Below are 24,521 nucleotides of genomic sequence, written 5' to 3'. Positions count from 1 at the left end.
CCCGGGGTCCTGCCGTGCCCTCTCCACCTCTGCGCAAAGGACGAACCATGGCAGCAGACCGGCGCATCGTCATCGAGAACTGTTCGATCGCGACCGTGGACGCGCACGACACCGAGTACCCGAGCGGATACGTCGTCATCGCCGGCAACCGCATCGAGTCGCTCGGCGCGGGCAGGGCGCCCGAGGGCCTGGAGAACGTCGACCGCCGGATCGACGCCACCGGCCACCTGGTGACCCCCGGCCTGGTCAACACCCATCACCACTACTACCAGTGGATCACCCGGGGCCTGGCCACCGACCACAACCTCTTCAATTGGCTCGTCGCGCTGTACCCGACCTGGGCACGCATCGACGAGCAGATGGTCTACGCGGCGGCGCAGGGCTCGCTCGCGATGATGGCCCGCGGTGGCGTCACCACCGCCATGGACCACCACTACGTCTTCCCCGCAGGTTCCGGCGACCTGTCCGGCGCGATCATCCGCGCCGCCCGCGAGACGGGCGTCCGCTTCAGTCTCGCCCGCGGCTCCATGGACCGCAGCGAGAAGGACGGCGGCCTGCCCCCGGACTTCGCCGTCGAGACCCTGGACGGCGCCCTCGCCGCGACCGAGGCGACCGTCAAGGAGCACCACGACTCCTCCTTCGGCGCGATGACCCAGGTCGCCGTCGCCCCCTGCTCGCCCTTCTCCGTCTCCACCGAACTCCTGCGTGAAGGCGCCGAGTTGGCCCGACGCCTCGGCGTACGGCTGCACACCCACGGCTCGGAGACCGTCGAGGAGGAGCAGTTCTGCAAGGAGCTGTTCGGCATGGGCCCGACCGACTACTTCGAGTCCACCGGCTGGCTCGGCGAGGACGTGTGGATGGCGCACTGCGTCCACATGAACGACTCCGACATCGCCGCCTTCGCCCGGACGAAGACGGGTGTGGCCCACTGCCCGTCGTCCAACGCCCGTCTGGCGGCGGGTATCGCGCGGGTCCCGGACATGCTCGCGGCCGGTGTCCCGGTCGGCCTCGGCGTCGACGGCACGGCCTCCAACGAGTCCGGCGAACTCCACACCGAGCTGCGCAACGCCCTGCTCATCAACCGCCTGGGTACGCACCGGGAAGCGGCTCTGAACGCCCGGCAGGCGCTGCGCCTGGGCACCTACGGCGGCGCCCAGGTCCTGGGCCGCGCGGCCGAGACCGGCTCCCTGGAGGCGGGCAAGCTCGCCGACCTGGTGCTGTGGAAGCTCGACACCCTCGCGCACGCCTCGATCGCCGACCCGGTGACCGCGCTGGTCTTCGGCGCGGCGGCACCCGTCACGGCCTCCTTCGTGAATGGCCGTCAGATCGTCGAGAACAGCCGTCTGCTGCACGTCGACGAGGACGCCATCGCGCGCTCCACGCGGGAACAGGCCCGGCGTCTGGCGCGGATCGCCGCGCAGGGCTGATCACCTCACCAGTACTCCGGTCGGGAGGGACGGCTCCCGGCCGGCAGCCATGGACCCCGCGTTCCGGGTTCCATGGCGGCCGTGCCCGGGGCGCGTGTTGGACGCACGCGCCCCGGAACGGTCACCGTCCCGGTCCCGCACGACCACTCGCACCACCTCCAAGAAACCCACGCCAGTGCCGACGTGTAACCGCCCGGAGGCGAGTCGCAGGGTCGCCCGCCTTCGCTCCACTACCAGGCGGCGCGCATCCGGTGCGCGGTCCGGGAAGGTGGGGGCGGGGTTCCTCACGCCGCCGGGCCTCCGGTCGGGCCTGGACGGTCCGATGCCCACCACGATCACTCTGGTCGGGGTGGGGCGGTGCCGTCCGTCGCCGGATCGGGTGTCCGAGGGCGCGTCGCCCGACCGCGATGCTCGCCGCATCGTGCCGGGAATCTCGCGTAGTGGGGTGGGCAGGGGCTTCTGCCAGTGCTGGGCACCCCAGCGGGAGGTGTACGCCGGATCGACCGCAACGATCGCGATGTCCTGTTCGGCGGCCATCGAGACGAGGCGCGCTGTGAGTATGGCGGTCGGGAAGCGTGAGATGAGGCAGCGGAAGCGCTGCTCGCGGCTGGTGCCGTCGGTGAAGTCGAGGTCTTCCCGTCACGGCAGTCAACGAGCAGCCTGCGCAAAGGTCCCTGACACACGCGGAACAACTGCATCCAGCCCCGCCACCACCCACCCCATGGAGGCCGTCCCCGCTCAGCCGATCTCGTAACTGTCCCCGTACACCTTCCACTTGAGCGGTGTGTCCAGGTCGAGATTGCCCTGCTCCAGGAAGACCCGCTGGGCCGTCTCGACCCGGCTCACGTCACTGTGCGCCGCCTCCTGCTTCATCGCCCACACCCGGGCGTTCAGGAAGGCGTGCAGATAGGCGATCTCACCGCCGCCGTCCGTCGGGGTGTCCGCGTCCTCGCGGGCCCGCCGACGGATGCCGCCGAAGCTCAGGGCATCGGTGCCGGGGCCGTGCATGACCATCGCGTCGTAGTAGACGAACTGGCCGAGCGTGCCGAGGCCGTCCTTCTTGGCACACGCGACCGCCGGGTCGAAGTAGCCGCGGTCCCGCTCGTCCCGCTGCGCCCGGCGGAACGCGGAGGTCTGCGCCGCCTTCCGCCAGGCCGAAGGAAAGCCCGGGTCCAGCCCGTCGTGCGAGTCGGTGCCGTCCACCGCGCGCAGGGCGGGCAGATAGGGGGCCAGGGGGTTGTCGGAGACCCGCTGCGTGTAGAGCTCGACCAGGGCCAGCATGTCGCTCGTACCGGAGCAGAAACCGATGATGCCGGCGGTGTAGCCGCGCCCGTCCCCGAGGTCCTCGATGTACGGGTACTGCGCCTGCCAGTCCAGAGACGAGTTCTCCGCGCTGGACACCAGCCGCATCGCGAGGTCCTTCTTGTCCGGGTCGTCCAGCCCGGTCGGGTCCGCGGCCTCCTCGGACGGCAGCTGGGTGCTCAACGCCCCGGCTCCGAGGACGGCGAGCAGCGTGCGGCGGGCGGCGGTTCGGGGCAGGGCACTGGGAAATCGCATCACTGTCTGTCGATCACCTGGCAGGAGCGGGGAGCGGGAAGCCGTCCCGTGAAGTAGGAGCGTGGCGGGACGCCCATCAGGGTGCGGAAGTCGGACGTCATGTGGGACTGGTCGTAGTAGCCGGTGACGGCGGCCAGTTCGGCCGAGGCCAGCTCGGTGGCATGGGCGAGCACGGCGCGGACGCGGTCGATGCGGGCGTAGTGCTTCGGCGAGAGGCCGACCCCCTCGCTGAACAGGTTGCGCAACTGACGCTCACTGACGGCGAGTTCACGAGCCACTTCACTGACATGGCCGGGTATGTGCCCCGAGCGGACGGACAGCGCGGAGACCGCGGCCCGCAGCAGCTCGGTCCGTGTCCCGCCGGCCGCGGTGGGCAGCAGTCCAGGGAGGACGTCCGCGAGCCGGGCGACGACCTCTTCGGACTCCAGCCACCTGAGTTCGTACGCCAGTTGCCGCGCGGCCCGGCCCGGCAGCGCGCCCAGCGGGACGATCCGCCCGACGAGGTCGACGGCCGGGACGCCGAGCAGTGGCCGGACGGCTCCCGGCGCCAGCCGCACCTCCGTGCAGGACACCTGTCGCTTGCCCGCGTGGTACCCGGCCCGGACACGGGGCCCGGAGACCAGGAAGGTGGGCCGTCCCCGCCCCTCACTGCGGACGATCACCTTGGTCGTGGGGTCGGGCAGCTGGACGAACGGCTTCCGCGGATCCACCCCCTCGACGGCCAGGGCCTTGATCTCTGTGATCCACGGACGCAGCTCGTCGGGGGTGCGCAGGGCCCGCCCGGAAACGGAGTCGCTCACGTATCCACCGTAAGCGCGGGGCCGGGGGGTTCGGGCCTGCGAAACGTGCCGGAATTTCCTATCGTCCGGCGCCCCGCGGGGCGCACGGTGGTGGTCATGATCCTTGTGACAGGTGCCACCGGAACCATCGGCAGTGAGGTAGTACGACGGCTCGTGGCGCGCGGAGAGAAGGTGCGCGCGCTCACGCGGGACCCGGAGAGGGCCGCGGCCGAATGGCCGCCCGGCGTGGAGGCGGCGCGGGGCCATCACCGTGACGTCGGTTCGGTGGCGGCGGCCATGGCGGGCGTCGACCGCGCCTTCCTCGTGGGCGTCTTCGGCCCGGAGGACGGGGACAGCGACCGAGGGATGGTCGAGGCGGCCCGGACGGCGGGCGTCCGGCGGGTTGTGAAGCTTTCGGCGATCATGGCGGGCGATTCCCGGACGGGCCTGGGTGGCATCGCGCACGGACGCGGTGAGGAGGCGGTCCGGGAAAGTGGGCTGGAATGGGTGATCCTGCGCCCGTCCGCCTTCGCGTCGAACACGTTGAGCTGGGCGGAGGCGCTCCGCTCGGGTGAGCCGGTGCCGAACATGCTGGGCTCGGGCCGGCAGGGGGTCGTGGACCCGCGGGATGTCGCCGAGATCGCGGTCGCGGCGCTGGGCGGTCCGGGGCACGCGGGGCGGACGTACACCCTGACCGGCCCCGAGACGCTCAGCCCCCAGGACCAGGCGGCCGCGCTGGCAGGGGTGCTCGGCGGCCCTGTGGAGCTCCGTGACCTGACTCCGCCTCAGACGCGTGAACTGCTGGTCGCCTCGGGCTGGAGCGAGGAGTCCGCGGAGGGGATGCTGCGGAGCGTCCGCTTCGTGGCCGAGGGCGGAAACGCGGTGGTCACCAGGGATGTCGAGGAGGTGCTGGGGCGTCCGGCGCGGACGTATCGGGAGTGGGCGGAAGACCACAAAGGGCTGTTCGGCGGGGTACTTCGCCCGCGGGCCGGCGGGGGCTGAGCCACGACGCATACGCGTCGCGGGACGACACAGCGCGGCACATTCGAAGGCGGCGCACACCCGCCCTCGCGCCTGAGCACAGCCGCAGCCCACCCCAACGCCCCGACAGCGACCACCGTCCCCACCCGGACCCGGAGCCGGCCTGAGCTACAACAGGCCCGGGTCCGTGGCCAGCCCCTTGAGGACCTCGCTCGCGTTCGCGACCAGGCGCCGCTCCTTGAGGTCCATCAGCCCGCCGACCGCGGTGATCTCGGCCGCCACGGTGCCGTCCTGCTTGCGGACGGTCTGCCGTATGCGGAAGGTCTTGCCCTCGCCCCACTCGAAGGCGCAGGTCACCTCCACCTTGTCACCGGCCAGCAGCTCGCGCAGGTAGCGGATGGTGGTCTCCAGCGCCACCGGACCCACCCCGCTCCCGATGAGTGCGGCCTGGGTGATCCCGGCGGCCCTGAGCAGTGACCAGCGGGCGTGCTCCGCGTAGTTGAGGTACACGCTCTGGTTGAGGTGGCCCTGTACGTCCGTCTCGTACCCGCGGACGGTCACCGGCACGGAAAACGGCTCGCTCACGTCAATCCCCTCTCATGTCACGGCAGTTGCTGGATCCGATCCTGACATGTGCCCCCTACACCCGGCGTGGCGAGGCCAGCAGATACCGGGCCCTGGTCCGTGGTTCCGTGTACTCGCCGACCTGCCAGCCGGCCCCCTCCAGGGTGATCGCGCAGGCCCGCAGCGCCTCGCCGTCCGGCGCGTGCACGGCCACGGCCTCGGGCTGCGGGGTCGCGCGCACCCGGTAGCCGGAGGAGTCCGCGGCTTCCGGCGGGTGCCCGGCCGCCTCCAGCGCCAGCGCGGCCGACTGCACCAGATGCGCGCGCTCCCAGCCGCAGGGCCGGTCCGTGGCCCCGTCGGGGTTGGTCATGCGGCGCAGCTCCAGCAATCCCTGCCAGGCGCTGTGCACCTCACGCGCGCGGGCCGGACCGGTGTCCGCGGTTTCCTGCGCGCCGCCGATCCGCGCGGCGAACACACCGGTGGCCGAATCGGCGGCCCGCTCGGCGGACTGCTCGGGCTCCGCCGGAACCGACTCCCGTACGCGGTGCCCGGTCGGGGTCAGGAAATGGTCGTGCGGCGGCCGCGGATGCCGGAAGGCCAGGCCGCGCTTGACCAGCGCGTCCAACTGGGAGTCGGTGCCCCTCAGCCGACCGGTGACGGGATCGGCGGCGTCGATGACACGCCGCTGCGCGGCGGTGGGCTGTCGGGCCATGACGGGCACCTCCCCGGAAAGCGGCCTGGTCGACGGGCCGAGACGCTCACGCGATCAGCCCATTCGAAGACTACGACCCGGGTCTGACATTCCACCCCGCGATCACCGGCCGCCCGTGCTCCGTCCCCAGCCGGCACACCGTCCCCGTCGCCAGCTGGAACAGCGCACCGGCCGACGGCGGCAGCCCGAGCCGGCGGGCGGTGAGGACCCGGAGGAAATGGCCGTGCGCCACCAGCACCACGCACCCCTCGGTGTTCGCGTGCGCCGCGTCCACCTTGGCCAGCACGCGGTCGGCCCGTTCGCCGACCTGCTCCGGGCTCTCCCCGGGGTGCTCGGGCGGGCCGGGTGCCACCCCGTCCGTGAACAGGAACCAGTCCGGGCGCTCCCGCTGGATCTCGACGGTGGTGACGCCCTCGTAGCCGCCGTAGTCCCACTCGCGCAGATCGACGTCGATCCGCAGGTCGTGCAGGCCGATGAGCTCCGCGGTCTCCCGGGCCCGCTGCAGGGGGCTGACGAAGGCGGCGCCGATGCGGTGCGAGCGGATCAGCGGCACCAGCCGGCGCGCCTCCTCCCGGCCGCGCCCGGTCAGCGGTACGTCCGACCAGCCGGTGTGCCGCCCGGACCGCGACCACTCGGTCTCACCGTGCCGGACCAGAAAGAGATCACCCATGCGCGCCCTTCCCGCTCGACTCCCAGCACCGTGCCACACCGCTCCGAGGGCTCGCAGGGCGGACTGGGCCGGACGGCCGCTCGCCGGAACCCTCAGCCGCTTGGGACCTCTCAGAGCCCCGGCAGACCCTGCACCGACTGCGCGAGCTGCCCCACCGCGACGACGAGCGGCGTCACCGGCTGCACGAACTCGTTGAGGCGGTCGAGGGCCCGCCGCAGGACCGTCGGCTGCGGTTCGGCCTCGTCCAGTTCCTCGCGCAGGCGGCGCAGCTCCCTGCCGGTCGCGTCGGGATCGGCGAGCGCCGCCCGGTGCTCCTCGAGCAGCCGCTCGATGTACGCGAGCAGTTCGGCCGTACGCTCGGCGTCCTGCGGCTGGAAGGAGACCGAGCCGGAGAACGCCTGGGCGCCGTGCCCCACGGCCTGGTTGCCGACGTAGTGGGTGCCCCCGCTGATCATGAGGCCGTTGTTGACCGGAGGGTCCTGTCGCCGGTCGTCGCTGCCCGTCATGAGGACCTCCTACTTTCCGGAACCGGCGACGGGGGCGGCGGCGCCGGGCTGCTGCGGGACGTTCTGGGTGGCGGTCGCGCCGCTGCCGATCGCCTGGTTGCCGATGATGCTCATGCCGCCCTGCTGGATGAGGCCCTGGTTGAGGATGGTCTGCTGCTGGGCGCGGAAGTCGGCGATGTCGTACCCGTGCGTGTCGAGGAACTCGCGGATCGCGGCGAGGGTGTGGCGCTCCACCAGCGACGTGATCCGTGCGGCGTCCACGACCTGGAAGTAGTTCTGGAAGTTCGGGCTCACGGCCAGCTCCCGGACGCTCAGCCGGGCGCCGAAGTCGTAGACCGGGTCCTGCTCCAGGGCCTTCAGCTCGTCCCCCATGCGTCTGCTGTGCCGTTCCTCGAAGCGGGCCTGCCGCAGCGCCCGGAACGGAGCGGCGAAGAAGGCACCGCCGGTGTGGGGGACGGCGTCCAGCAGCAGCCCCCGCCGCGCGGCGGGGGAGAGGGGCCCACGCAGCCGGTCCACGACGTGGTAGTCGGCTCTCACCGGGCCGAGCACATGGTTGCTGCAGTGCAGGTGGAGTGTTCTGCCCTCGTTCGAGAAGTGCAGGAACACGGTCGGCACCACGTCCCCGCCCCACAGCGGCACGTGGATCGCAAGACAGTGCCGGACCGCGCCGGTCGGACGCTCCACGATCCGCTCGACCTGGTCGGCCGACAGCCGGGCGGCCGGGGCGAGACTCGTGGACCTGATGAACCGTTCGTCGTCACCGACGGCCGTGCCGCTCGCGAAGACCCGGTCCTGCACGAGGAGGGAGCCGAGGGCCGCCTCGCCGTCCGCCGCCGCGTCCGTCACGCCGCGCGTGGCGGTCGCCGACAGCCGCGCGCGTACGTGGTCGACGAGTTCGGTGACGGTGAACGGCTGAGGCCCGCCGGGACGCGAGACCCTGCCGACGCGGTCGGCGGCGGGCAGCAGTGGCACGGCGAGCGACCACTGCGAGTCGGCCGGTGAATAGCCGAGGAAGGGCGTGAACCCGCTGTAGACCGTGACGTTCCCGTCCTGCGCCTCCCGGATGGCCGCCAGCCGCTCGGCCATCCACTTCCGCGGCGGCACGGTCGGGCGGGGCTGCCGGGAGAACGCCTCGCGGGTCATGGTCGTGCGCAGCAGCCGGTCGACGGCGAGATCATGGTGTACGACCGTCACGTACGCGAGGGCCACCGCCGTGACGGACACCAGGGCGGCCGGCACCCCGGCCAGATAGGAGCCCAGCAGCCAGCTCACGAACGCGGGGGTGGGCAGCGACGAGATGGCGACGCCGAGGCCGAAGGCGAGGAGCACCGCGATGCCCGCCGCGACAGCCGTGCCCACCAACACCCTGCCCGCGGGCTGGTGTCGGCCGCGGGTGGCCAGGCTCGGCCGGCCACCCGCCTGCCGGGTGGTCGACAGGAACAACGTGACGAACAGCAGCCACAGGGGCGCGAAGACGGCCACGAGGGCGAACGCGCCCGTCAGGCGCTGATCCCTGCGGTGCCGCATCTGCTGTGCCGTCAGACAGTGCCGTACGACTGTCACCAGGTCGACGTCGGGAGAGGTGGCCACCGCGCCCGCCTCGTCGGCCAGGACGTCCTCCACCACGCGGTCGGCGAATCCTTCGTCCACGTAGGCCGCGGCGCACAGATACCGGGTGACGTCACCCGGAGCGCTCCCGACCGGCATGTGGACCGGCTCGGTCGTCATGCCGAGTCCTCCCTCTCTCCAGCGGCGGAGCGGCGCCGTCACGGCGCCGACGGAGCCCGTACTGACCTTTCCCGGGAGACCGGCGGTCAGGAGGGCGAGCAGCGCGCCGACCGCGAGGCCGAAGAGGAGAGCGCTGCGCAGCAGGTCCTTCACCAGTGTGTCGGCCGGCGTGAGCACCACGTTGTCCACGAAGGCCTCGTGCATGCCCCACCACGCCAGGTTGGCCAGCGCCGACGCCAGCACGCCCGCGGCGAGGCAGCGGAGCCGGCCCGACGTTCCGCGGGCCGACAGCCGCCTGGCGAAGAAGACGAGTCCCGCGAGCAGGACCAGGACGGCGAGGTCGTTCACGACCAGCGAGGACGTGCCGCCGTACCGTTCGGAGGAGACCTCCCAGCGGGGCAGGAACGCGGCCTCCACGAGCCAGCGCAGGATCTTGTTGTCGGACAGCTCTATGTAGAACTTCTTGGTGTAGTAGTCCGAGAGCGGCCGCTGCACCCATGGGCCGCCCGCGAGCACCACGAGCAGGACCAGCAGCGCGAGACGGCCGCGTAACGACGAGTGTGTGCCCGGCGCACGCCGACGAGACAAGTACATCTGGGGTTCCCCCATCCCCCGATCCCCCCGGCCCCGGGATCAGGGGCCGCACTCCATGGCATCCCCGCTCTCCCCGCCCGTGAACCCCGTCCGCACCACCAGCTACTGCCGGTACCCGCTCAGGAATCGCCCGATCCGCCCGATCGCCGCCTCCAGGTCCTGTGCGTGGGGCAGCGTCAGGATGCGGAAGTGGTCCGGGGTCGGCCAGTTGAAGCCGGTGCCCTGGACGACCTGGATCTTCTCCTGCAGCAGCAGGTCCAGGACGAACTTCTCGTCGTCGTGGATCTTGTGGACCTTGGGGTCGAGCCGTGGGAAGGCGTAGAGCGAGCCCTTGGGCTTCACACACGAGACGCCGGGGATCTCGTTGAGCTTCTCCCAGGCCACGGTGCGCTGTTCGTACAGGCGTCCGCCGGGCGCGGTCAGGTCGTGGATGGACTGGCGGCCGCCGAGCGCGGCCTGGATGGCGTACTGCGCGGGCGCGTTGGCGCACAGTCGCATGGAGGCCAGCATGGTCAGGCCCTCGACGTAGTTCTTGGCGTGCTGCTTGGGGCCGGTGATCACCAGCCAGCCCGAGCGGAAGCCGGCCACTCGGTACGTCTTCGACAGGCCGCAGAAGGTCAGGACGACCAGATCGGGGGCGAGGGCGGCGACGGAGTGGTGCACGGCGTCGTCGTAGAGGATCTGGTCGTAGATCTCGTCGGCGAAGACCATCAGGCCGTGCCGGCGGGCGAGGTCGAGGATGCCCTCGATGATCTCCTTCGGGTAGACCGCGCCGGTCGGGTTGTTCGGGTTGATGATGACCACGGCCTTGGTGCGGTCCGTGATCTTCGACGCCATGTCGTCCAGGTCCGGGTACCAGTCGGCCTGTTCGTCGCAGAGGTAGTGCACCGCCTTGCCGCCCGCGAGGGTCGTGACCGCCGTCCAGAGGGGGAAGTCGGGGGCGGGGATGAGGATTTCGTCGCCGTCCTCGACCAGCGCCTGTACGGCCATCGAGATCAGTTCGGAGATGCCGTTGCCGAGGAAGACGTCGTCGACGTCGACCTCCAGGCCCAGGGTCTGATAGCGCTGGGCTACCGCGCGGCGGGCGGAGAGGACACCCCGGGAGTCGGTGTAGCCGTGCGCCTGCGGGAGCATCCGGATCATGTCCTGGAGGATCTCCTCCGGCGCCTCGAAGCCGAACAGCGCGGGGTTGCCGGTGTTGAGGCGCAGCACGCTGTGGCCCGCCTCCTCCAGTGCGTCGGCGTGCTCGATCACCGGGCCGCGGATCTCGTAACAGACCTCGCTGAGCTTGCTCGACTGCCGGAACTCCATGCGCTGCTGCCTCTCCGGTTTCGGATGATGCTTGGTTTTACCAAGTAGGAGCTTGGAAAGTCCAACAACTTGTCTAGACTGCGTCGCATGTCACCTCGCCGAAGCTACGACCAGTACTGTTCCGCGGCCCGCGCCCTCGACGTGGTGGGCGACCGATGGACGCTGCTGATCGTCCGGGAACTGCTGGCGGGGCCGCGCCGCTACACGGACCTGCACGCCGACCTGCCGGGCGTGAGCACGGACGTACTCGCCTCACGGCTGAAGGACATGGAACGCGACGGACTGACCACCCGGCGTCGGCTCCCCCCGCCCGGCGCGGCCTTCGTCTATGAACTCACCGCTCGTGGACGCGAGTTGCTGCCGGTGCTCCAGGCGCTCGGCACCTGGGGCGGGCCCGAGCTCGGCGTACGACGGCCCACCGACGCCGTACGCGCGCACTGGTTCGCGCTCCCCCTGCTGCGCTCGCTGGAGGGGGAGGGGCTCGTCGAAGTGCGGCTGGAGGAGGGGGACTTCCATGTGTACGTCGGCGCGCAGGACGGTCCCGCGTACGGCGAGGGGCCGGCCCCCCGGGAACCCGACGCCCGGCTGGTCCTGGACTCGGAGGTCTGGGGTGCTGTCGGCCGGGGGGAGTTGAGCCTGGCGGACGCGGTGCGGGACGGCCGGGTCGAGGTGACCGGGGACGGCACGATCGCCAAGGCGCTGCGGGCGGCGTGAACGCAGAAGGCCCGCCGAAGCGGGCCTTCTCGACGAGCCGTCAGGCGCCGGGCGGCACCCGGGACGGCCGTCCCGACCCGCGCGTCAGCGTGTACCCGCCGACCCCGGCCAGCGCGGCGAGCGCGCCGCCGATCGCGGTCCACACCCACCGGTCGGACCACCAGCCGGAGGACCAGCCGTCCTCGGGCTCGATGGCGGACAGCACGGCGGAGGAGTCCTCCGAACCGCCGTCCTTCGCCTCGGACTTCACCGCGATGCCCGGCACCAGCGGCTCCGCCAGCGAACCGTCCACCGCGGCCGAGCCGCCGATGTCCTTGGAGTCGGCCCGGACTTCGGTGCCGACGGGGAGACCCAGGTCGGCCGTGGTGAGACCGACGGCGGTCAGGCGCACGTAATACGTGCCCGGCAGCGGGTCGTTCGCCCACGTCTCCGACCAGGCGCGGACCGTGCGCAGCGTGCAGGCCAGCTCCGCCGAGGAGGCGTCCGCAGCCGCGGTGCGTGTCTGCGCGCCGTACTGGCAGGACTGGCGGCGCCGCAGACCGTCGTACACGTCGATCTGCCAGGTCTGCGCGGCGTGGGTCTCGGGCAGCTTGACCGTCGCCTTCACGGTGGGCCGCTGGCCGGCGTCCGCGGGGAACGACCAGTACAGGTAGTCACCCGCGGAGCCGCTCGCCGTGGCCGTCTGGCCCTGCTCGATCTCCGTGGCCGTGCGGAAGGACGTGCCCGCCCGGGTGGGCGCGTCGCTGTCCGCCGAGGCCGAATCCGTCGGTGTCGGCGAGGAGTCCGCCGCGGCCGGCGCGACGGCCAGCCCGAGCATCAGCAGGGAAGCGCTCAACGCGCGTGTGATCCGCATCAGTTGGTCCTCCAGACCGCGACCCGCCAGCGTGACAGCCAGCCCCACAGCAGACCGGCGACGAAGCCGGCGAGGATCAGTGCGCCGAGCAACCACCAGCCGCGCCCGAGGCCGAAGGAGGCCACGTCACTCGCCTTCGACGGCCCGTCCACGACATCGACGGTCAGCTCCAGCGGCAGACCCGGGGTGGTCTTCACCCCGGAGGCCGCCGAGAAGGAGTTGGTGATCTGGAGACAGACGGTCTCCGCGGCCGCGTCCTCGTCATCGGTGTCCGCCTTGGGGTAGCGAAGTCCCGTGGCGATCACATCCGTACGGCCGTTACCGCCCGCCTCGCCGCGCACGATCTCGCGCCCGTGCACGGTGACCGCCCGCAGCAGAACCCCGTACGAGGGGTTCACGGCCCGGTCGGCTCCCACGCTCACCGAGGCCCGCAACTCCTGGCCCGGGTCGACGTCCACCCGGTACCAGCGCTGCTGGGTGAACTCCTCACGGTCGGTGTACAGACCCGACTTCAGCGTGGGCGCCGTGGCGCAGGAGCCGGCCCCCTCGGTGGCCACCGGCGTCACCACCGGGTCGGCCGCGCGGTCCACCAACTGGTTGACCTTGTCGGTGAGTTCGTCGGCGTGCTCGACCGAGGTGTAGGTACCTCCGGTCGCCTCCGCGATGCAGCTCAGCTGCTTCCGCATCTTCGTGTTCGGGACCAGGCCGAGGGTGTCGATGGTCAGCCCGATGCCCTTGGCGCCGATCTCGCGGGCCACTTCGCACGGGTCGAGCGGGGCGCAGGTGTCCTCGCCGTCGCTGATCAGCACGATCCGCTTGGAGGAGGCGCCGTCGGTGAAGTCGCCGGCGGCCTTCAGCAGCGCGGGGCCGATCGGCGTCCAGCCGGTGGGGGACAGGGTCGCCACCTGCGTCTTGGCCTCGGTGCGGTCCAGCGTGCTGACCGGGTAGAGCTGGGCGGTGTCCTTGCAGCCCGTCTTCTGGTTGTCGCCAGGGTAGTTGGCGCCCAGGGTCCGGATGCCGAGCTGCACCTCCTCGGGCGTCGCGTCCAGCACCTCGTTGAAGGCCTGCTTCGCCGCCGCCATCCGGGTGCCCCCGTCGATGTCCGCCGTCCGCATCGAGCCGCTCACGTCGAGGACGAGATCGACCTGGGGCGTGGCCTGGCCGGTGGGTTCACCGGCGACCGCCGCGACCGGGAAGGCGATCCCCGCCGTCAGGGCGGCGAGCAGGGCGCACACTCCTGCCACCCGCCGTTTTCTTGTGATCATCGCCGGATCCTATTGATCAGGTGCGCCGGGTTCCAAAACGGCCGCTCAGACAAGGGGGTTGCGCAGCTCGGTCCACTGGTCGCCCGGCGTCCCCGGCGACAGCCGCATCAAGGTCAACGCCTTCGCGGGCAGCGGCTGTTCGAGTAGCGCCGCCAGATCGGGGGTGTGCGGCAGCTGTCGTACGGCCGTCTCCAGCGCTCCTCGCAACGCCGTGGCCGAACCCGCGGTACCCGCGAGGGCTCCGGCCACCAGGGAGCCGAACAGCTTGCGCCGCAGGGTCGTCACGTCGTCCGTGACCAGCCGCCCGGACAGTGCGGGGACCGGGATGCCGTGCCGCGCGAGCCTGGCCGGGCTGATCCGGATGTCGGCCAGGTCCCGGTAGACCAGCCGCACCGGTGCGCCCGACTCGGACAGGACGACGAGGAGGTTCTGGCCGTGCGCCTCCAGGGCGATGCCCAACTCCAACAGGCGCAGTCCGACCGTGAGGGACAGCCGGGCGAACTCCGCGAGCCAGACGGGGGATTCGGGCAGCTCGGTGGTGGTGAGGGCGGCCACCGGGAGGACCCGCTCCCCGTACACCTGAGGGGACTCGCGCAACACGGCCGCCAGGTCGGGGGAGTTGGCCGTCACCGCCCCCAGCGTGCGGGTGAAGTGCAGGAGGCCGTCCATGCGCTCCGCCACCGTCTCCGCGAACCGTGAGAGCGTCGCCGACATGCTGATCGAGTAGACGGAGATGTCCCGCACCGAGGACGTGAGCCGTGTGCTCAACGCGGTCTTGACGTGCGGTCCGTCGGTCAGGGCGAGGGTGCGCAGGGACATCAACGGGTGTGCCTCGACGCCTTCGGCGACGGGCCGCTTCAGCACATGCTCCGACTGCCACGGATGCACGGGCAGCAACAGCCGCTCCCCGTCCCGCAGATGTGCCGGCCACGCGCCCGTCACCAGGCACTCGTCCGCCGGAACCGGCACCAACCCCAGCCGTACCAGCGGCCGGTGCTCGGGCCCGTAGGCCAGCTGCTCGGCCACCGAGAAACCGGGCCGGGAACGGCAGTTGGGGTGATAGGGATGCCCGTCGACCACCCGCTGCTCCCACTCCCAGTCGCGCACCGGCCAGGCTTCCCGGCGGGCGGGTTGTCCCGCCCTGGACAGCGCCAACGAGGCGACACTGTCGGCGAGTTCACCGGCGAAATCCGCACCGTGCGGTACGCCGAGCGCGGTCATCAGGCGCGCCGGATCGTCGTGGGCGACCTCGTCGAGCCGCACGACGGTGGTGTGGGCGGCGGTGGCGAACGGGTCCGGGTGCGGGCCGTGCAGCCTGCGGCCGTCCGAGAGACGCAGGGCGAGCCCTTCCCGGCCCGCCTCGCGGCCGGTGACCCAGGGTAGCGGCTCGTGCGCGAGCCCACGCCACAGCCGGGACAGCACGGCCGCGCGGGCGCCGGGCAGCTCGGCCGTGTACCTCGCCACGAGGTCGGGGCGCAGGACGGCCAGCTCTTGGGCGAAGTCGGCCTCGGCGGCGGAGGGACGGTGCACGGGCGGGCTCCTCGGGTACGACCGGTGTCACGGTGGGGCGGTGAGGACAGACATACTGATCGTCATCGCCCCAGATGAACCGTAGAGAACGAGTGGATCGCGTGGACCTCCCGCCCCCGCCGGCCGGCACCGACGTCGCGCACCGCGCCGACGCGTACGCGGCCGCGCCCCTGCTCAACTGCCTGCTGCGCGAGGTGGCCGAGCCGCTCCCGGAACCCGTCGAGCGCCCGGTGCACCGGCTCCCCGGCGGGAGACTGCTCAGGGTGCGGGGCGGCCGGCGGCCCGCCGAGCCCGAGGTGTACGCCGCGGGCGGCTGGCGGCGCGTCGGCCACACCGAACTCGTGAAGCTCGTCGCCGAGGAACTGACCCGGCACACCGGAGTGTCCAACCACGAACTGCCCGCCGAGATGATCGACAGCCGGGACGCGGTGGCCGCCCTGCTCACGGCCCGGGACCGGGTCACGGCGCCCGGCGACCGGTATCTGCGCTCCGAGCAGTGCCTCGTCACCGGGCACCCGTACCACCCCGCGCCCAAGGCCCGCGGCGGTGGCCCGGTCGCCGCCTGGCTGCCGTACGCCCCCGAGGCCCATGCCCGTTTCCCACTGGTGCTGCTCGGGCTGCGCGAGGACTGCGTCGTCGAGGAAGGCGACACCTCGGCTCTCGACACGCTGGGCGAGGCACCGCCCGGCTACCGGCTGCTGCCCGCCCACCCCTGGCAGCTCGACCTGGTGTCCTGCACGGAGGCCTTCGAGGACGGCAGGCTCATCCGGCTCGGCACGACCGGCTTCGAGACCTGGCCGACGGCGGCGGTCCGCACGGTGTACGCGCCCTCGCAGGATCTCTTTCTCAAGTTCAGTCTCGACGTCCGCATCACGAACGACATCCGCCGGCTCTGGCGCCACGACCTGCTCAAACTCCGCCGTACGGATGAAGCGACCGCGCGCGCCTTCGCCGCGAGCCCCGGCTCGGCCGCCTGGTTGAGCGACCGCGGCTACCGCACCGCGGACTTCGCCTTCGAGGAACTCGCCGTCCTGGTCCGCGACGGCCTGCACGACCATGTGCGGCCCGGGGCGACCCCGCTGCTCGCCGCGGCCCTGGTGGAGGGCTTCGAAGGCAGCCCGCTCGACGGCACCGCGGATCCGGCGGCCTGGTGGGAGGCCTATCTGGGCGTGGTCGTCCCGCCCGCCCTCGCGGCCTTCGCCGACCACGGCGTCGTACTCGAGGCGCATCTGCAGAACACCCTGGTCGCCGTGGACGCCCACGGCACGCCCGTACAGGCGCTGTTCCGGGACGCCGAGGGCGTGAAGCTGCTGGCGGACGTCCCGCGCGCGGCCGGCTGGGAGCGGCTGGTGTACTGCCTGGTCGTGAATCACCTGTGCGAGGTCGCCGCGGCCCTCGCCGAACGCCACCCCGGCTTCGCCCCCTGGCCCGCCGCCCGCCGGGAACTGGCCCGCCACGACCTCCCCGAAGCCGCCGCCCTGCTCACCGCGCCCACCCTCCCCGGCAAGACGAACCTGCTGCTGCGCTGGACAGGTGCGGACGGCGCGGACGCCCGCTACCTGCCGCTGCCGAATCCGCTGGCCGGGTGAGCGCTGACATACCCTGGCCGGTGTGCTGCGCGACGTGACTGCTGTTCGATACGTGACCCCACTGAGGTCCGGGGGCTCCGTCCCCGGCGTCTTCGAGGCCGATGACCTGGGCACCTACGTCGTGAAGTTCACCGGTTCCGCGCAGGGCCGCAAGGCGCTGGTCGCCGAGGTGATCGTCGGTGAGCTGGCGCGGGTGCTGGGGCTGCGCTTTCCCGAGCTGGTCCTCGTGCACTTCGACCCGGAGATCGCCGACGGCGAGCCGCACCAGGAGGTACGCGAGCTCCACCGCGCCAGCGCGGGCCTCAACCTCGGCATGGACTACCTGCCGGGCGCCCGCGACTTCACCCCCGAGGTGGCCAGGACGTTCCCGGTCGATCCGGTGGAGGCCGGCCGGATCGTCTGGCTCGACGCGCTCACCGTGAACGTCGACCGGACGGTCCACAGCTCGAACCTGATGATCTGGCCGACGTTCGGCATCGCACCCCCGCGCCTGTGGCTGATCGACCACGGTGCCGCCCTCGTCTTCCACCACCGCTGGGAGGGCACGGACCCGTCGAAGTCCTACGACTTCAGCCACCACGCCCTCGGTCACTACGGCCCGGACGTCCGCGCCGCCGACGCGGAACTGGCACCCAAGGTCACTCTCGACGTCCTGCGCGAGGTCACGGCGGCCGTCCCGGACGCCTGGCTCACCGGCTTCGCGACGCCGGACGAGGCACGCGAGGCCTACATGGCGTACCTCCACGCGCGCGTGCGGGCCTCCGAGTCATGGCTGCCCACCGACTTTCCCACCCGGGAGGAACTCGCCGCCGAGGAGGCTCTCCGCGCGGCGAAGACACAGGCAGGCCGGCCCGACTGGCTGAAGCGGGTCCCCGACCTGCACGGCAAACCGGCCGCGGAACAGGATTGGTCGGTGCACCTCGGATGACGGAGCCTTCTTCGGACTCCCGGCGGGTCGAGATCGAGTACTGCACCCAGTGCCGCTGGCTGCCGCGCGCGGCCTGGCTGGCCCAGGAACTGCTCACGACCTTCGAGACCGAGCTGACGGAACTGGCCCTGAAGCCCGGCAAGGGCGGGATCTTCGTCGTCCGGGTCGACGACGAGGTCGTCTGGGACCGCAAGGATCAGGGCTTCCCGGAGCCTACGGCCGTCAAGCAGGCCGTACGCGACCGAGTGGCCCCGGGGAAGTCCCTGGGCCACTCGGACAAGGTCTCGCAGGAGGATGTCAGCCCTTGAGCTGCTCGTACGCCGGCAGGGTGAGGAAGTCCGCGTAGTCGTCGTCGAGGGAGACCTGGAGCAGCAGGTCGTGGGCCTGCTGCCAGTGGCCGCCCGCGAAGGCCTCCTCGCCGATCTCCTGGCGGATGGTGGCCAGTTCCTCGGCGGCGACCTTGCGGGCCAGCTCCGGGGTGGCGAGTTCACCGTTCTCGAACTCGACGCCCGCGTTGATCCACTGCCAGATCTGCGAGCGGGAGATCTCGGCGGTGGCCGCGTCCTCCATGAGGTTGAAGATGGCGACCGCGCCGAGCCCGCGCAGCCAGGCCTCGATGTAACGGATACCGACCTGGACGGCGTTCACGAGGCCGTTGTACGTCGGCTTGGCCTCCAGCGAGTCGATCGCGATGAGGTCGGCGGCCTCGACGTGGACGTCCTCGCGCAGCCGGTCCTTCTGGTTCGGCTTGTCGCCGAGGACCTTGTCGAAGGACTCCATGGCGATCGGGACCAGGTCGGGGTGGGCGACCCAGGAGCCGTCGAAGCCGTCGCCGGCCTCGCGGTCCTTGTCGGCGCAGACCTTCTCGAAGGCCACCTTGTTGACCTCGGCGTCCCGGCGGGACGGGATGAAGGCCGCCATGCCGCCGATCGCGTGCGCGCCGCGCTTGTGGCAGGTGCGGACGAGGAGTTCGGTGTACGCGCGCATGAACGGGGCCGTCATCGTGACCGCGTTGCGGTCCGGAAGGACGAACTTGGCGCCGCCGTCACGGAAGTTCTTGACGATGGAGAACAGGTAGTCCCAGCGGCCGGCGTTCAACCCCGAGGCGTGGTCGCGGAGTTCGTAGAGGATCTCCTCCATCTCGTACGCAGCCGTGATCGTCTCGATCAGCACGGTCGCGCGGATGGTGCCCTGCGGGATGCCGGTGTACTCCTGCGCGAAGACGAACACGTCGTTCCAGAGGCGGGCCTCCAGGTGCGACTCCGTCTTCGGGAGGTAGAAGTACGGGCCCTTGCCGAGGTCCAGCAGACGCTGGGCGTTGTGGAAGAAGTACAGGCCGAAGTCGACGAGCGCGCCCGGGACCTGGGCGCCGTTCGCGTCGACCAGATGGCGTTCGTTCAGGTGCCAGCCGCGCGGGCGCATGACGACCGTGGCGAGCTCCTCGGCGGCCTTGAGCGCGTACGACTTTCCGGACGTCTCATCCGTGAAGTCGATGTTCCGGGTGTACGCGTCGGCCAGGTTGACCTGCCCGAGGACGACGTTCTCCCAGGTCGGCGCCGAGGCGTCCTCGAAGTCCGCGAGCCACACCCGGGCGCCGGAGTTCAGGGCGTTGATGGTCATCTTGCGGTCGGTGGGGCCGGTGATCTCGACCCGGCGATCGTCCAGGGCCGCGGGGGAGGGGGCCACCTTCCAGGAGTCGTCCGCGCGGATCGCGGCGGTCTCCGGGAGGAAGTCGAGCGTGGAGGTGCGGGCGATCTCGGCGCGGCGCTCGGCGCGGCGGGCGAGGAGCTCGTCACGCCGTGGCGTGAACCGGCGGTGCAGCTCGGCCACGAAGGCGAGGGCCGCCTCGGTGAGGACCTCCTCCTGCCGCGGCAGGGGCTCGGCGTCGACGATGGCCAGCGGGGACGGCGCTGGTGCGGACATGAGCTGTCACTTCCTTCAGCGGTGGCACCGGGTGCCAGTCGAACCGGGTACGCGAGCAGCGCCCTGCACGGGAGGCGGACGCTTCTGAACAGTGGATACTAGTTTCCTCATCGTGGAAGTTCAATGGTTTGTTGATGTCGAGATTCTCCGAGTCGAGCCAATGTGGCGCTCAGTGCCAGTGTGCTCACCCAAGGTGCTTCAGGTCGGCCGTCGTGTCGATGTCGTAGGGCTCGGCCACGTCCGCGCACTCGACGAGCGTGATGGCGTCCGCGTGCTCCTTCAGATAGGCGCGTGCCCCCCGGTCCCCGGTCGCACTCGCGGTGATCCCGGCCCAGTGCGCGGCGCCGAGGAGAACGGGATGACCGCGTACACCGTCGTAGACGGCCGAGACGAGCGAGGTCTCGCCCTCGTAGGCGGTGAGGACCCGGCGCACGGCCTCCGCCCCGATGCCGGGCTGGTCGACGAGCGAGACCAGCGCGGCCCGCGCTTCCGTTCCGGTGAGCGAGTCCAGCCCGGCCCGCAGCGACGACCCCATGCCGTCGGCCCACTCCGGGTTCTCCACGAGCACGCAGTCATCGAGCTCCGCCCGCTCCCGTACGGCTGCCGCGGCGGCCCCCAGGACCACGTGCACGCGGGTGCAGCCGGCCGTGCGCAGGACGCCGACCGCGTGTTCGACGAGCGGGCGGCCCCGGTGTTCGAGCAGCGCCTTGGGTCGCCCACCGAGCCGTCGTCCGCCGCCCGCGGCCAGGAGCAGTCCGGCGACCTGCTGTTCGTTCTCCGTCATGCGTCCTGCATACCTGACGCGCCGGCGTGCGCCGGGTTTCCACAGGCTGAATTTCGGTCCGTACGGTGGCGCGCGGCGCCCTGCGTGGCGTTTACTGACCCGCGTCCCCAGGGGTCTGACCAACGCCGACGGGGCTTCACGGTGCTGGGGCGCACGAAGGTGTGCGAGGGGGAGAGCTGTGTTGCGGAGCTTGGGGCAGAGGCCAGTGACCGGCAGCGACAACGATCCGAGAGTGGCGGAACTGCGGACCGCGGTGTCCCGGCTGCGCCGCGAACTCGCCGCGCATCCGGCCGAGTTCCCCGACCGGGGCATCGCCGAGGACGAACTCGCCGCGCTGGCCGCCATGACCATCGACGGAAGGCCCGAAATCCCGCGCCTGCGACGGTCGTTGCTGCTGATCGCGGGGGCGATCGGGTCGGTGAGCGCGTTGTCGCGGGGGCTGACCGACGTACGCGACGCGGTGGAGTTGTTCAGGGAGCCGCGGCGCTAGGTCGATGTGGGGTCGTCACCCCGGGTTCTGGCTGGCCAGCGCCTCCGACAGCTCCGACGCGACCTGCTGGAGCACCGGGACGATCTTCTCCGTGGCCGCCTCCGTGACCCGCCCCGCCGGTCCGGAGATCGAAATGGCGGCGGCGGTGGGGGAGTTGGGCACCGAGACCGCGAGGCAGCGGACCCCGATCTCCTGCTCGTTGTCGTCGACCGCGTAGCCCTGGCCGCGCACCTCCTCGAGGGCCGCGAGGAAACCGTCCGGCGTGGTGATCGTCTTCTCCGTCGCGGCCGGCATGCCGGTCCTGGAGAGAAGGGCGCGGACCTCGTCGTCGGGGGTGTGGGCGAGCAGGGCCTTGCCGACGCCCGTGGAGTGCGGCAGGACGCGCCGGCCGACCTCGGTGAACATCCGCATCGAGTGCTTCGACGGCACCTGGGCGACGTAGACGATCTCGTCCCCGTCGAGCAGCGCCATGTTGGCCGTCTCACCGGTCTCCTCGACCAGACGGGCGAGGTAGGGGCGGGCCCAGGTGCCGAGCAGTCGGGAGGCCGACTCGCCGAGGCGGATCAGGCGCGGGCCGAGGGCGTAGCGCCGGTTGGCCTGCTGGCGGACGTATCCGCAGGACACGAGCGTCCGCATCAGGCGGTGGATGGTGGGCAACGGCAGCCCGCTGCTCGCGGACAGTTCGCTCAGTCCCACTTCTCCGCCCGCGTCCGCCATCCGCTCCAGCAGATCGAAGGCGCGCTCGAGGGACTGGACCCCGCCGCCGGCGGACTTGGCGGAGTCGGTGGTGCTGGCGCTGGACGTCGGCACGGCGCGTTCCTTTCGGAGCTGCCTTTCGGGTCTGGGCAGGAGGGCAGAAGCCTACCCGGCAGTCGGTTGACTCCCCGCTGGTGCATAGCTACGTTCTGCTTGCTGGAATTCTAATTCCGCTTTGTGGAAACGTCCAGAGTGTCGGCGCAAGGTGCACTGTGGGGAAGTGTGCCCTTGACGGCGCTCGACCGGGAGTGAAGACTCCTTCAACAGAAAGTTGAATTCCGTTACGCGGAAGTTAACGGCGGCAGAGAGGGGTCCGGGTGTCCGACACTGAACTGGTGCTGCGCTCCACGCGCGTCATCACACCCGAGGGGACGCGGGCCGCGTCGGTCGCGGTCGCCGGCGGGAGGATCGCGGCCGTACTGCCGTACGAGGCCTCCGTCTCCGGGAGCGCCCGCATGGAGGACCTCGGCGACGACGTCCTGCTGCCCGGCCTGGTCGACACTCATGTGCACGTCAACGACCCCGGACGCACCGAGTGGGAGGGCTTCTGGACCGCCACGCGCGCGGCGGCGGCCGGCGGCATCACCACCCTCGTCGACATGCCGCTCAACTCCCTCCCGCCCACGACGACGGTCGACCACCTCCGTACCAAGCAGGAGGTGGCCGCCGACAAGGCCCACATCGACGTCGGCTTCTGGGGCGGCGCCCTGCCCGACAACGTCAAGGACCTGCGGCCGCTGCACGAGTCCGGTGTCTTCGGCTTCAAGGCGTTCCTGTCCCCGTCGGGCGTGGACGAGTTCCCGCACCTCGATCAGGACGGGCTCGCCCGGTCCCTGGCCGAGATCGCCTCGTTCGGCGGCCTGCTGATCGTGCACGCCGAGGACCCGCACCACCTCGAGGCCGCCCCGCAGCAGGCCGGTCCGAGGTACGCGGACTTCCTGGCGTCCCGTCCGCGCGACGCCGAGGACACGGCGATCGCCCAGCTCATCGCCCAGGCGAAGCGGCTGGACGCGCGCGTGCACGTGCTCCACCTGTCGTCGTCCGACGCCCTGCCGCTGATCGCCCGGGCCAAGGCGGAGGGCGTCCGCATCACGGTCGAGACCTGTCCGCACTACCTCACCCTCACCGCCGAGGAAGTCCCGGACGGCGCCAGCGAGTTCAAGTGCTGCCCGCCCATCCGTGAGTCCGCCAACCAGGACCTGCTGTGGCAGGCGCTGGCCGACGGCACGATCGACTGCGTGGTCACCGACCATTCGCCGTCCACGGCCGACCTGAAGACGGACGACTTCGCCACCGCGTGGGGTGGTATCTCGGGCCTTCAACTGAGCCTGGCGGCGGTCTGGACGGAGGCCCGCAAGCGCGGTCACTCGCTGGAGGACGTGGTCCGCTGGATGTCCGCGCGGACGTCCCAACTGGTCGGCCTGGACCGCAAGGGCGCCATCGAGGCCGGCCGCGACGCCGACTTCGCGGTCCTCGCCCCCGACGAGACCTTCACCGTGGACCCGGCGGCCCTCCAGCACCGCAACCGCGTGACGGCGTACGCGGGCAAGACTTTGTACGGCGTCGTGAGGTCGACCTGGCTGAGGGGCGAACGCATCGTGGCGGACGGCGAGTTCACGGCCCCGAAGGGTCAACTGCTCAGCCGTACACCCTGATCCACCCGCACCGGCCCACTCCAGAAAGGCACATGTACGTGACGGCGATTCCCAGCTTCACCGGCGACGCGAACCCGTACGGCGGCGGTGACCCGTACGCGGACTACCGCACCGCCGACTTCCCCTTCACCCAGTACGCCAACCTCGCCGCACGGACGCTCGGCGCCGGAGTCATCGCCGCCAACGACGAGTTCTTCGCCCAGCGCGAGAACCTGCTGATGCCCGAGCGGGCCGAGTTCGACCCCGAGCACTTCGGGCACAAGGGCAAGATCATGGACGGCTGGGAGACGCGGCGCCGCCGGGGCGCCTCGGCCGAGCACCCCTGGCCGACGGCGGAGGACCACGACTGGGCGCTGGTGCGCCTGGGCGCGCCCGGGGTGATCCGGGGGGTCGTGGTCGACACGGCGCACTTCCGCGGCAACTACCCGCAGGCGGTGTCGGTCGAAGGCGCGTCGGTGACAGGCTCCCCGTCCCCGGAGGTACTGCTGGGCGACGACGTGAAGTGGACGACGCTCGTTCCGCGGACGCCGGTCGGCGGCCATGCGGCGAACGGCTTCTCCGTGTCGCTGGAACAGCGCTTCACGCACCTGCGGGTCAACCAGCACCCCGACGGTGGCGTCGCCCGCCTGCGCGTGTACGGCGAGGTCGTCCCGGACCCCGCGTGGCTGGAGGTCCTCGGCACCTTCGACGTGGTAGCCCTGGAGAACGGCGGACAGGCGGAGGACGCGTCCAACCTCTTCTACTCGCCGGCGTCGAACACCATCCAGCCGGGGCGCTCCCGCAAGATGGACGACGGCTGGGAGACCCGCCGCCGCCGTGACCAGGGGAACGACTGGATCCGCTACCGGCTGGTGGCCCAGTCCCAGATCCGCGCGATCGAGATCGACACGGCGTATCTCAAGGGGAACAGCGCGGGCTGGGCATCGGTGTCGGTCCGCGACGGCGAGGACGGCGGCTGGCAGGAGATCCTTCCGCGCACGCGCCTCCAGCCCGACACGAACCACCGCTTCGTCCTCCCGACGCCGGCGGTGGGCACGCACGCGCGCGTGGACATCTTCCCGGACGGGGGGATCTCGCGACTGCGCCTGTTCGGCTCGCTGACGGAGGGCGGCGCGGCGACGCTGTCGGCGAGGCACCAGGAGCTGGGCGGCTGAGGCCGCGGGCCTTCCCGGGGGGCAATCCCCCCGGGAGGTCGGGTAGGGGCG

23 protein-coding genes and 1 pseudogene are annotated in these 24,521 nt (G+C 71.5%); 9 read left to right on the top strand and 15 right to left on the bottom strand.

Features of this window, described 5'->3' with window-relative positions:
- The first annotated feature begins 47 nt into the window (after nucleotides 1-47).
- Entirely contained in the window at nucleotides 48-1,427 is a 1,380-nt protein-coding gene (locus OG841_RS10150) for an 8-oxoguanine deaminase (RefSeq protein WP_371564526.1), read from the top strand.
- Between the two features lie 121 nt (nucleotides 1,428-1,548).
- On the opposite strand, the pseudogene OG841_RS10145 reads toward OG841_RS10150, so the two are convergent.
- The 3 genes and pseudogenes from OG841_RS10145 to OG841_RS10135 all read right to left on the bottom strand — a co-directional run.
- A pseudogene (locus tag OG841_RS10145) lies at nucleotides 1,549-2,063 on the bottom strand (hypothetical protein); the annotation flags it as partial.
- A 102-nt stretch (nucleotides 2,064-2,165) separates the two neighbouring features.
- A complete protein-coding gene (locus tag OG841_RS10140) occupies nucleotides 2,166-2,984 on the bottom strand; it encodes a chitosanase (RefSeq protein ID WP_371564524.1) in 819 nt (272 codons plus the stop codon).
- A complete protein-coding gene (locus tag OG841_RS10135) occupies nucleotides 2,984-3,784 on the bottom strand; it encodes an AraC family transcriptional regulator (RefSeq protein ID WP_371564523.1) in 801 nt (266 codons plus the stop codon). Before OG841_RS10135 ends, OG841_RS10140 begins: the two co-directional genes overlap by 1 nt.
- A gap of 87 nt (nucleotides 3,785-3,871) precedes the next feature.
- On the opposite strand from OG841_RS10135, the gene OG841_RS10130 reads away from it, so the two are divergent.
- Entirely contained in the window at nucleotides 3,872-4,765 is an 894-nt protein-coding gene (locus OG841_RS10130; RefSeq protein WP_371570638.1) for an SDR family oxidoreductase, read from the top strand.
- A gap of 147 nt (nucleotides 4,766-4,912) precedes the next feature.
- Here OG841_RS10130 and OG841_RS10125 read toward each other — a convergent pair whose 3' ends face one another.
- From OG841_RS10125 to OG841_RS10100, 6 genes are all read right to left on the bottom strand, one after another.
- A complete protein-coding gene (locus OG841_RS10125) occupies nucleotides 4,913-5,329 on the bottom strand; it encodes an acyl-CoA thioesterase (RefSeq protein ID WP_365119018.1) in 417 nt (138 codons plus the stop codon).
- A gap of 55 nt (nucleotides 5,330-5,384) precedes the next feature.
- Nucleotides 5,385-6,020, bottom strand: a complete 636-nt coding sequence (locus OG841_RS10120) for a hypothetical protein (protein ID WP_365119016.1) — start codon at nucleotides 6,018-6,020, stop codon at nucleotides 5,385-5,387.
- A gap of 70 nt (nucleotides 6,021-6,090) precedes the next feature.
- Nucleotides 6,091-6,690, bottom strand: coding sequence for a histidine phosphatase family protein (locus tag OG841_RS10115; RefSeq protein WP_328641728.1), 600 nt, complete (start codon nucleotides 6,688-6,690; stop codon nucleotides 6,091-6,093).
- Nucleotides 6,691-6,800: 110 nt separating this feature from the next.
- Complete coding sequence (locus OG841_RS10110) at nucleotides 6,801-7,196, bottom strand: hypothetical protein (protein WP_328641729.1); 396 nt, start codon at nucleotides 7,194-7,196, stop codon at nucleotides 6,801-6,803.
- A gap of 9 nt (nucleotides 7,197-7,205) precedes the next feature.
- Nucleotides 7,206-9,518 carry a hypothetical protein gene (locus tag OG841_RS10105; protein WP_365119013.1) on the bottom strand — a complete coding sequence of 771 codons (2,313 nt, stop codon included), beginning with the start codon at nucleotides 9,516-9,518 and terminating at the stop codon, nucleotides 7,206-7,208.
- Between the two features lie 102 nt (nucleotides 9,519-9,620).
- Complete coding sequence (locus tag OG841_RS10100) at nucleotides 9,621-10,829, bottom strand: pyridoxal phosphate-dependent aminotransferase (protein ID WP_328641731.1); 1,209 nt, start codon at nucleotides 10,827-10,829, stop codon at nucleotides 9,621-9,623.
- A gap of 87 nt (nucleotides 10,830-10,916) precedes the next feature.
- On the opposite strand from OG841_RS10100, the gene OG841_RS10095 reads away from it, so the two are divergent.
- The gene (locus OG841_RS10095) at nucleotides 10,917-11,543 is read left to right on the top strand and encodes a winged helix-turn-helix transcriptional regulator (RefSeq protein WP_365119011.1); all 627 of its coding nucleotides are present in this window, start codon (nucleotides 10,917-10,919) and stop codon (nucleotides 11,541-11,543) included.
- A gap of 40 nt (nucleotides 11,544-11,583) precedes the next feature.
- Here OG841_RS10095 and OG841_RS10090 read toward each other — a convergent pair whose 3' ends face one another.
- The 3 genes from OG841_RS10090 to OG841_RS10080 are packed head-to-tail and all read right to left on the bottom strand — an operon-like array spanning nucleotide 11,584 to nucleotide 15,191.
- On the bottom strand, nucleotides 11,584-12,396 hold the full coding sequence (locus OG841_RS10090; RefSeq protein WP_365119009.1) for a hypothetical protein: 813 nt from the start codon (nucleotides 12,394-12,396) through the stop codon (nucleotides 11,584-11,586).
- Nucleotides 12,396-13,661: a VWA domain-containing protein gene (locus OG841_RS10085; RefSeq protein ID WP_328641734.1), complete on the bottom strand. Its 1,266-nt coding sequence runs from the start codon at nucleotides 13,659-13,661 to the stop codon at nucleotides 12,396-12,398. The genes OG841_RS10090 and OG841_RS10085 overlap by 1 nt, the downstream gene beginning before the upstream one ends.
- A gap of 45 nt (nucleotides 13,662-13,706) precedes the next feature.
- Entirely contained in the window at nucleotides 13,707-15,191 is a 1,485-nt protein-coding gene (locus OG841_RS10080) for an IucA/IucC family protein (protein WP_371564519.1), read from the bottom strand.
- Nucleotides 15,192-15,283: 92 nt separating this feature from the next.
- On the opposite strand from OG841_RS10080, the gene OG841_RS10075 reads away from it, so the two are divergent.
- Genes OG841_RS10075 through OG841_RS10065 form a run of 3 tightly spaced genes read left to right on the top strand, consistent with a single transcriptional unit; the run spans nucleotide 15,284 to nucleotide 18,016 of the window.
- A complete protein-coding gene (locus OG841_RS10075; protein ID WP_371564517.1) occupies nucleotides 15,284-16,780 on the top strand; it encodes an IucA/IucC family protein in 1,497 nt (498 codons plus the stop codon).
- A 22-nt stretch (nucleotides 16,781-16,802) separates the two neighbouring features.
- Nucleotides 16,803-17,708, top strand: coding sequence for a HipA family kinase (locus tag OG841_RS10070; RefSeq protein ID WP_328641737.1), 906 nt, complete (start codon nucleotides 16,803-16,805; stop codon nucleotides 17,706-17,708).
- Nucleotides 17,705-18,016 (top strand): SelT/SelW/SelH family protein, encoded by a 312-nt coding sequence (locus tag OG841_RS10065; RefSeq protein ID WP_328641738.1) that lies wholly within the window; start codon nucleotides 17,705-17,707, stop codon nucleotides 18,014-18,016. Before OG841_RS10070 ends, OG841_RS10065 begins: the two co-directional genes overlap by 4 nt.
- Here the strand turns inward: OG841_RS10065 and aceB are convergent.
- Both aceB and OG841_RS10055 read right to left on the bottom strand, forming a co-directional pair.
- Entirely contained in the window at nucleotides 18,006-19,631 is a 1,626-nt protein-coding gene (aceB, locus tag OG841_RS10060) for a malate synthase A (RefSeq protein ID WP_371564514.1), read from the bottom strand. The genes OG841_RS10065 and aceB overlap by 11 nt on opposite strands.
- A gap of 184 nt (nucleotides 19,632-19,815) precedes the next feature.
- Nucleotides 19,816-20,415 (bottom strand): nucleotidyltransferase family protein, encoded by a 600-nt coding sequence (locus tag OG841_RS10055; protein ID WP_328641740.1) that lies wholly within the window; start codon nucleotides 20,413-20,415, stop codon nucleotides 19,816-19,818.
- Between the two features lie 205 nt (nucleotides 20,416-20,620).
- On the opposite strand from OG841_RS10055, the gene OG841_RS10050 reads away from it, so the two are divergent.
- The gene (locus OG841_RS10050; protein ID WP_328641741.1) at nucleotides 20,621-20,905 is read left to right on the top strand and encodes a DUF5955 family protein; all 285 of its coding nucleotides are present in this window, start codon (nucleotides 20,621-20,623) and stop codon (nucleotides 20,903-20,905) included.
- Between the two features lie 15 nt (nucleotides 20,906-20,920).
- Here the strand turns inward: OG841_RS10050 and OG841_RS10045 are convergent, their stop codons facing one another.
- The gene (locus OG841_RS10045; protein WP_328641742.1) at nucleotides 20,921-21,715 is read right to left on the bottom strand and encodes an IclR family transcriptional regulator; all 795 of its coding nucleotides are present in this window, start codon (nucleotides 21,713-21,715) and stop codon (nucleotides 20,921-20,923) included.
- Nucleotides 21,716-21,978: 263 nt separating this feature from the next.
- Between OG841_RS10045 and allB the strand changes: the two genes are divergently transcribed.
- Nucleotides 21,979-23,316, top strand: coding sequence for an allantoinase AllB (gene allB / locus OG841_RS10040; protein WP_328641743.1), 1,338 nt, complete (start codon nucleotides 21,979-21,981; stop codon nucleotides 23,314-23,316).
- Nucleotides 23,317-23,354: 38 nt separating this feature from the next.
- Nucleotides 23,355-24,470, top strand: a complete 1,116-nt coding sequence (gene alc, locus OG841_RS10035) for an allantoicase (protein WP_328641744.1) — start codon at nucleotides 23,355-23,357, stop codon at nucleotides 24,468-24,470.
- Nucleotides 24,471-24,521 lie beyond the last annotated feature (51 nt).

Source organism: Streptomyces canus (genome assembly GCF_041435015.1).
Lineage (GTDB): Bacteria > Actinomycetota > Actinomycetes > Streptomycetales > Streptomycetaceae > Streptomyces > Streptomyces canus_G.
The sequence above is the reverse complement of the archived record's forward strand: the minus strand, read 5'-3'. Positions and strand labels throughout refer to the sequence as shown.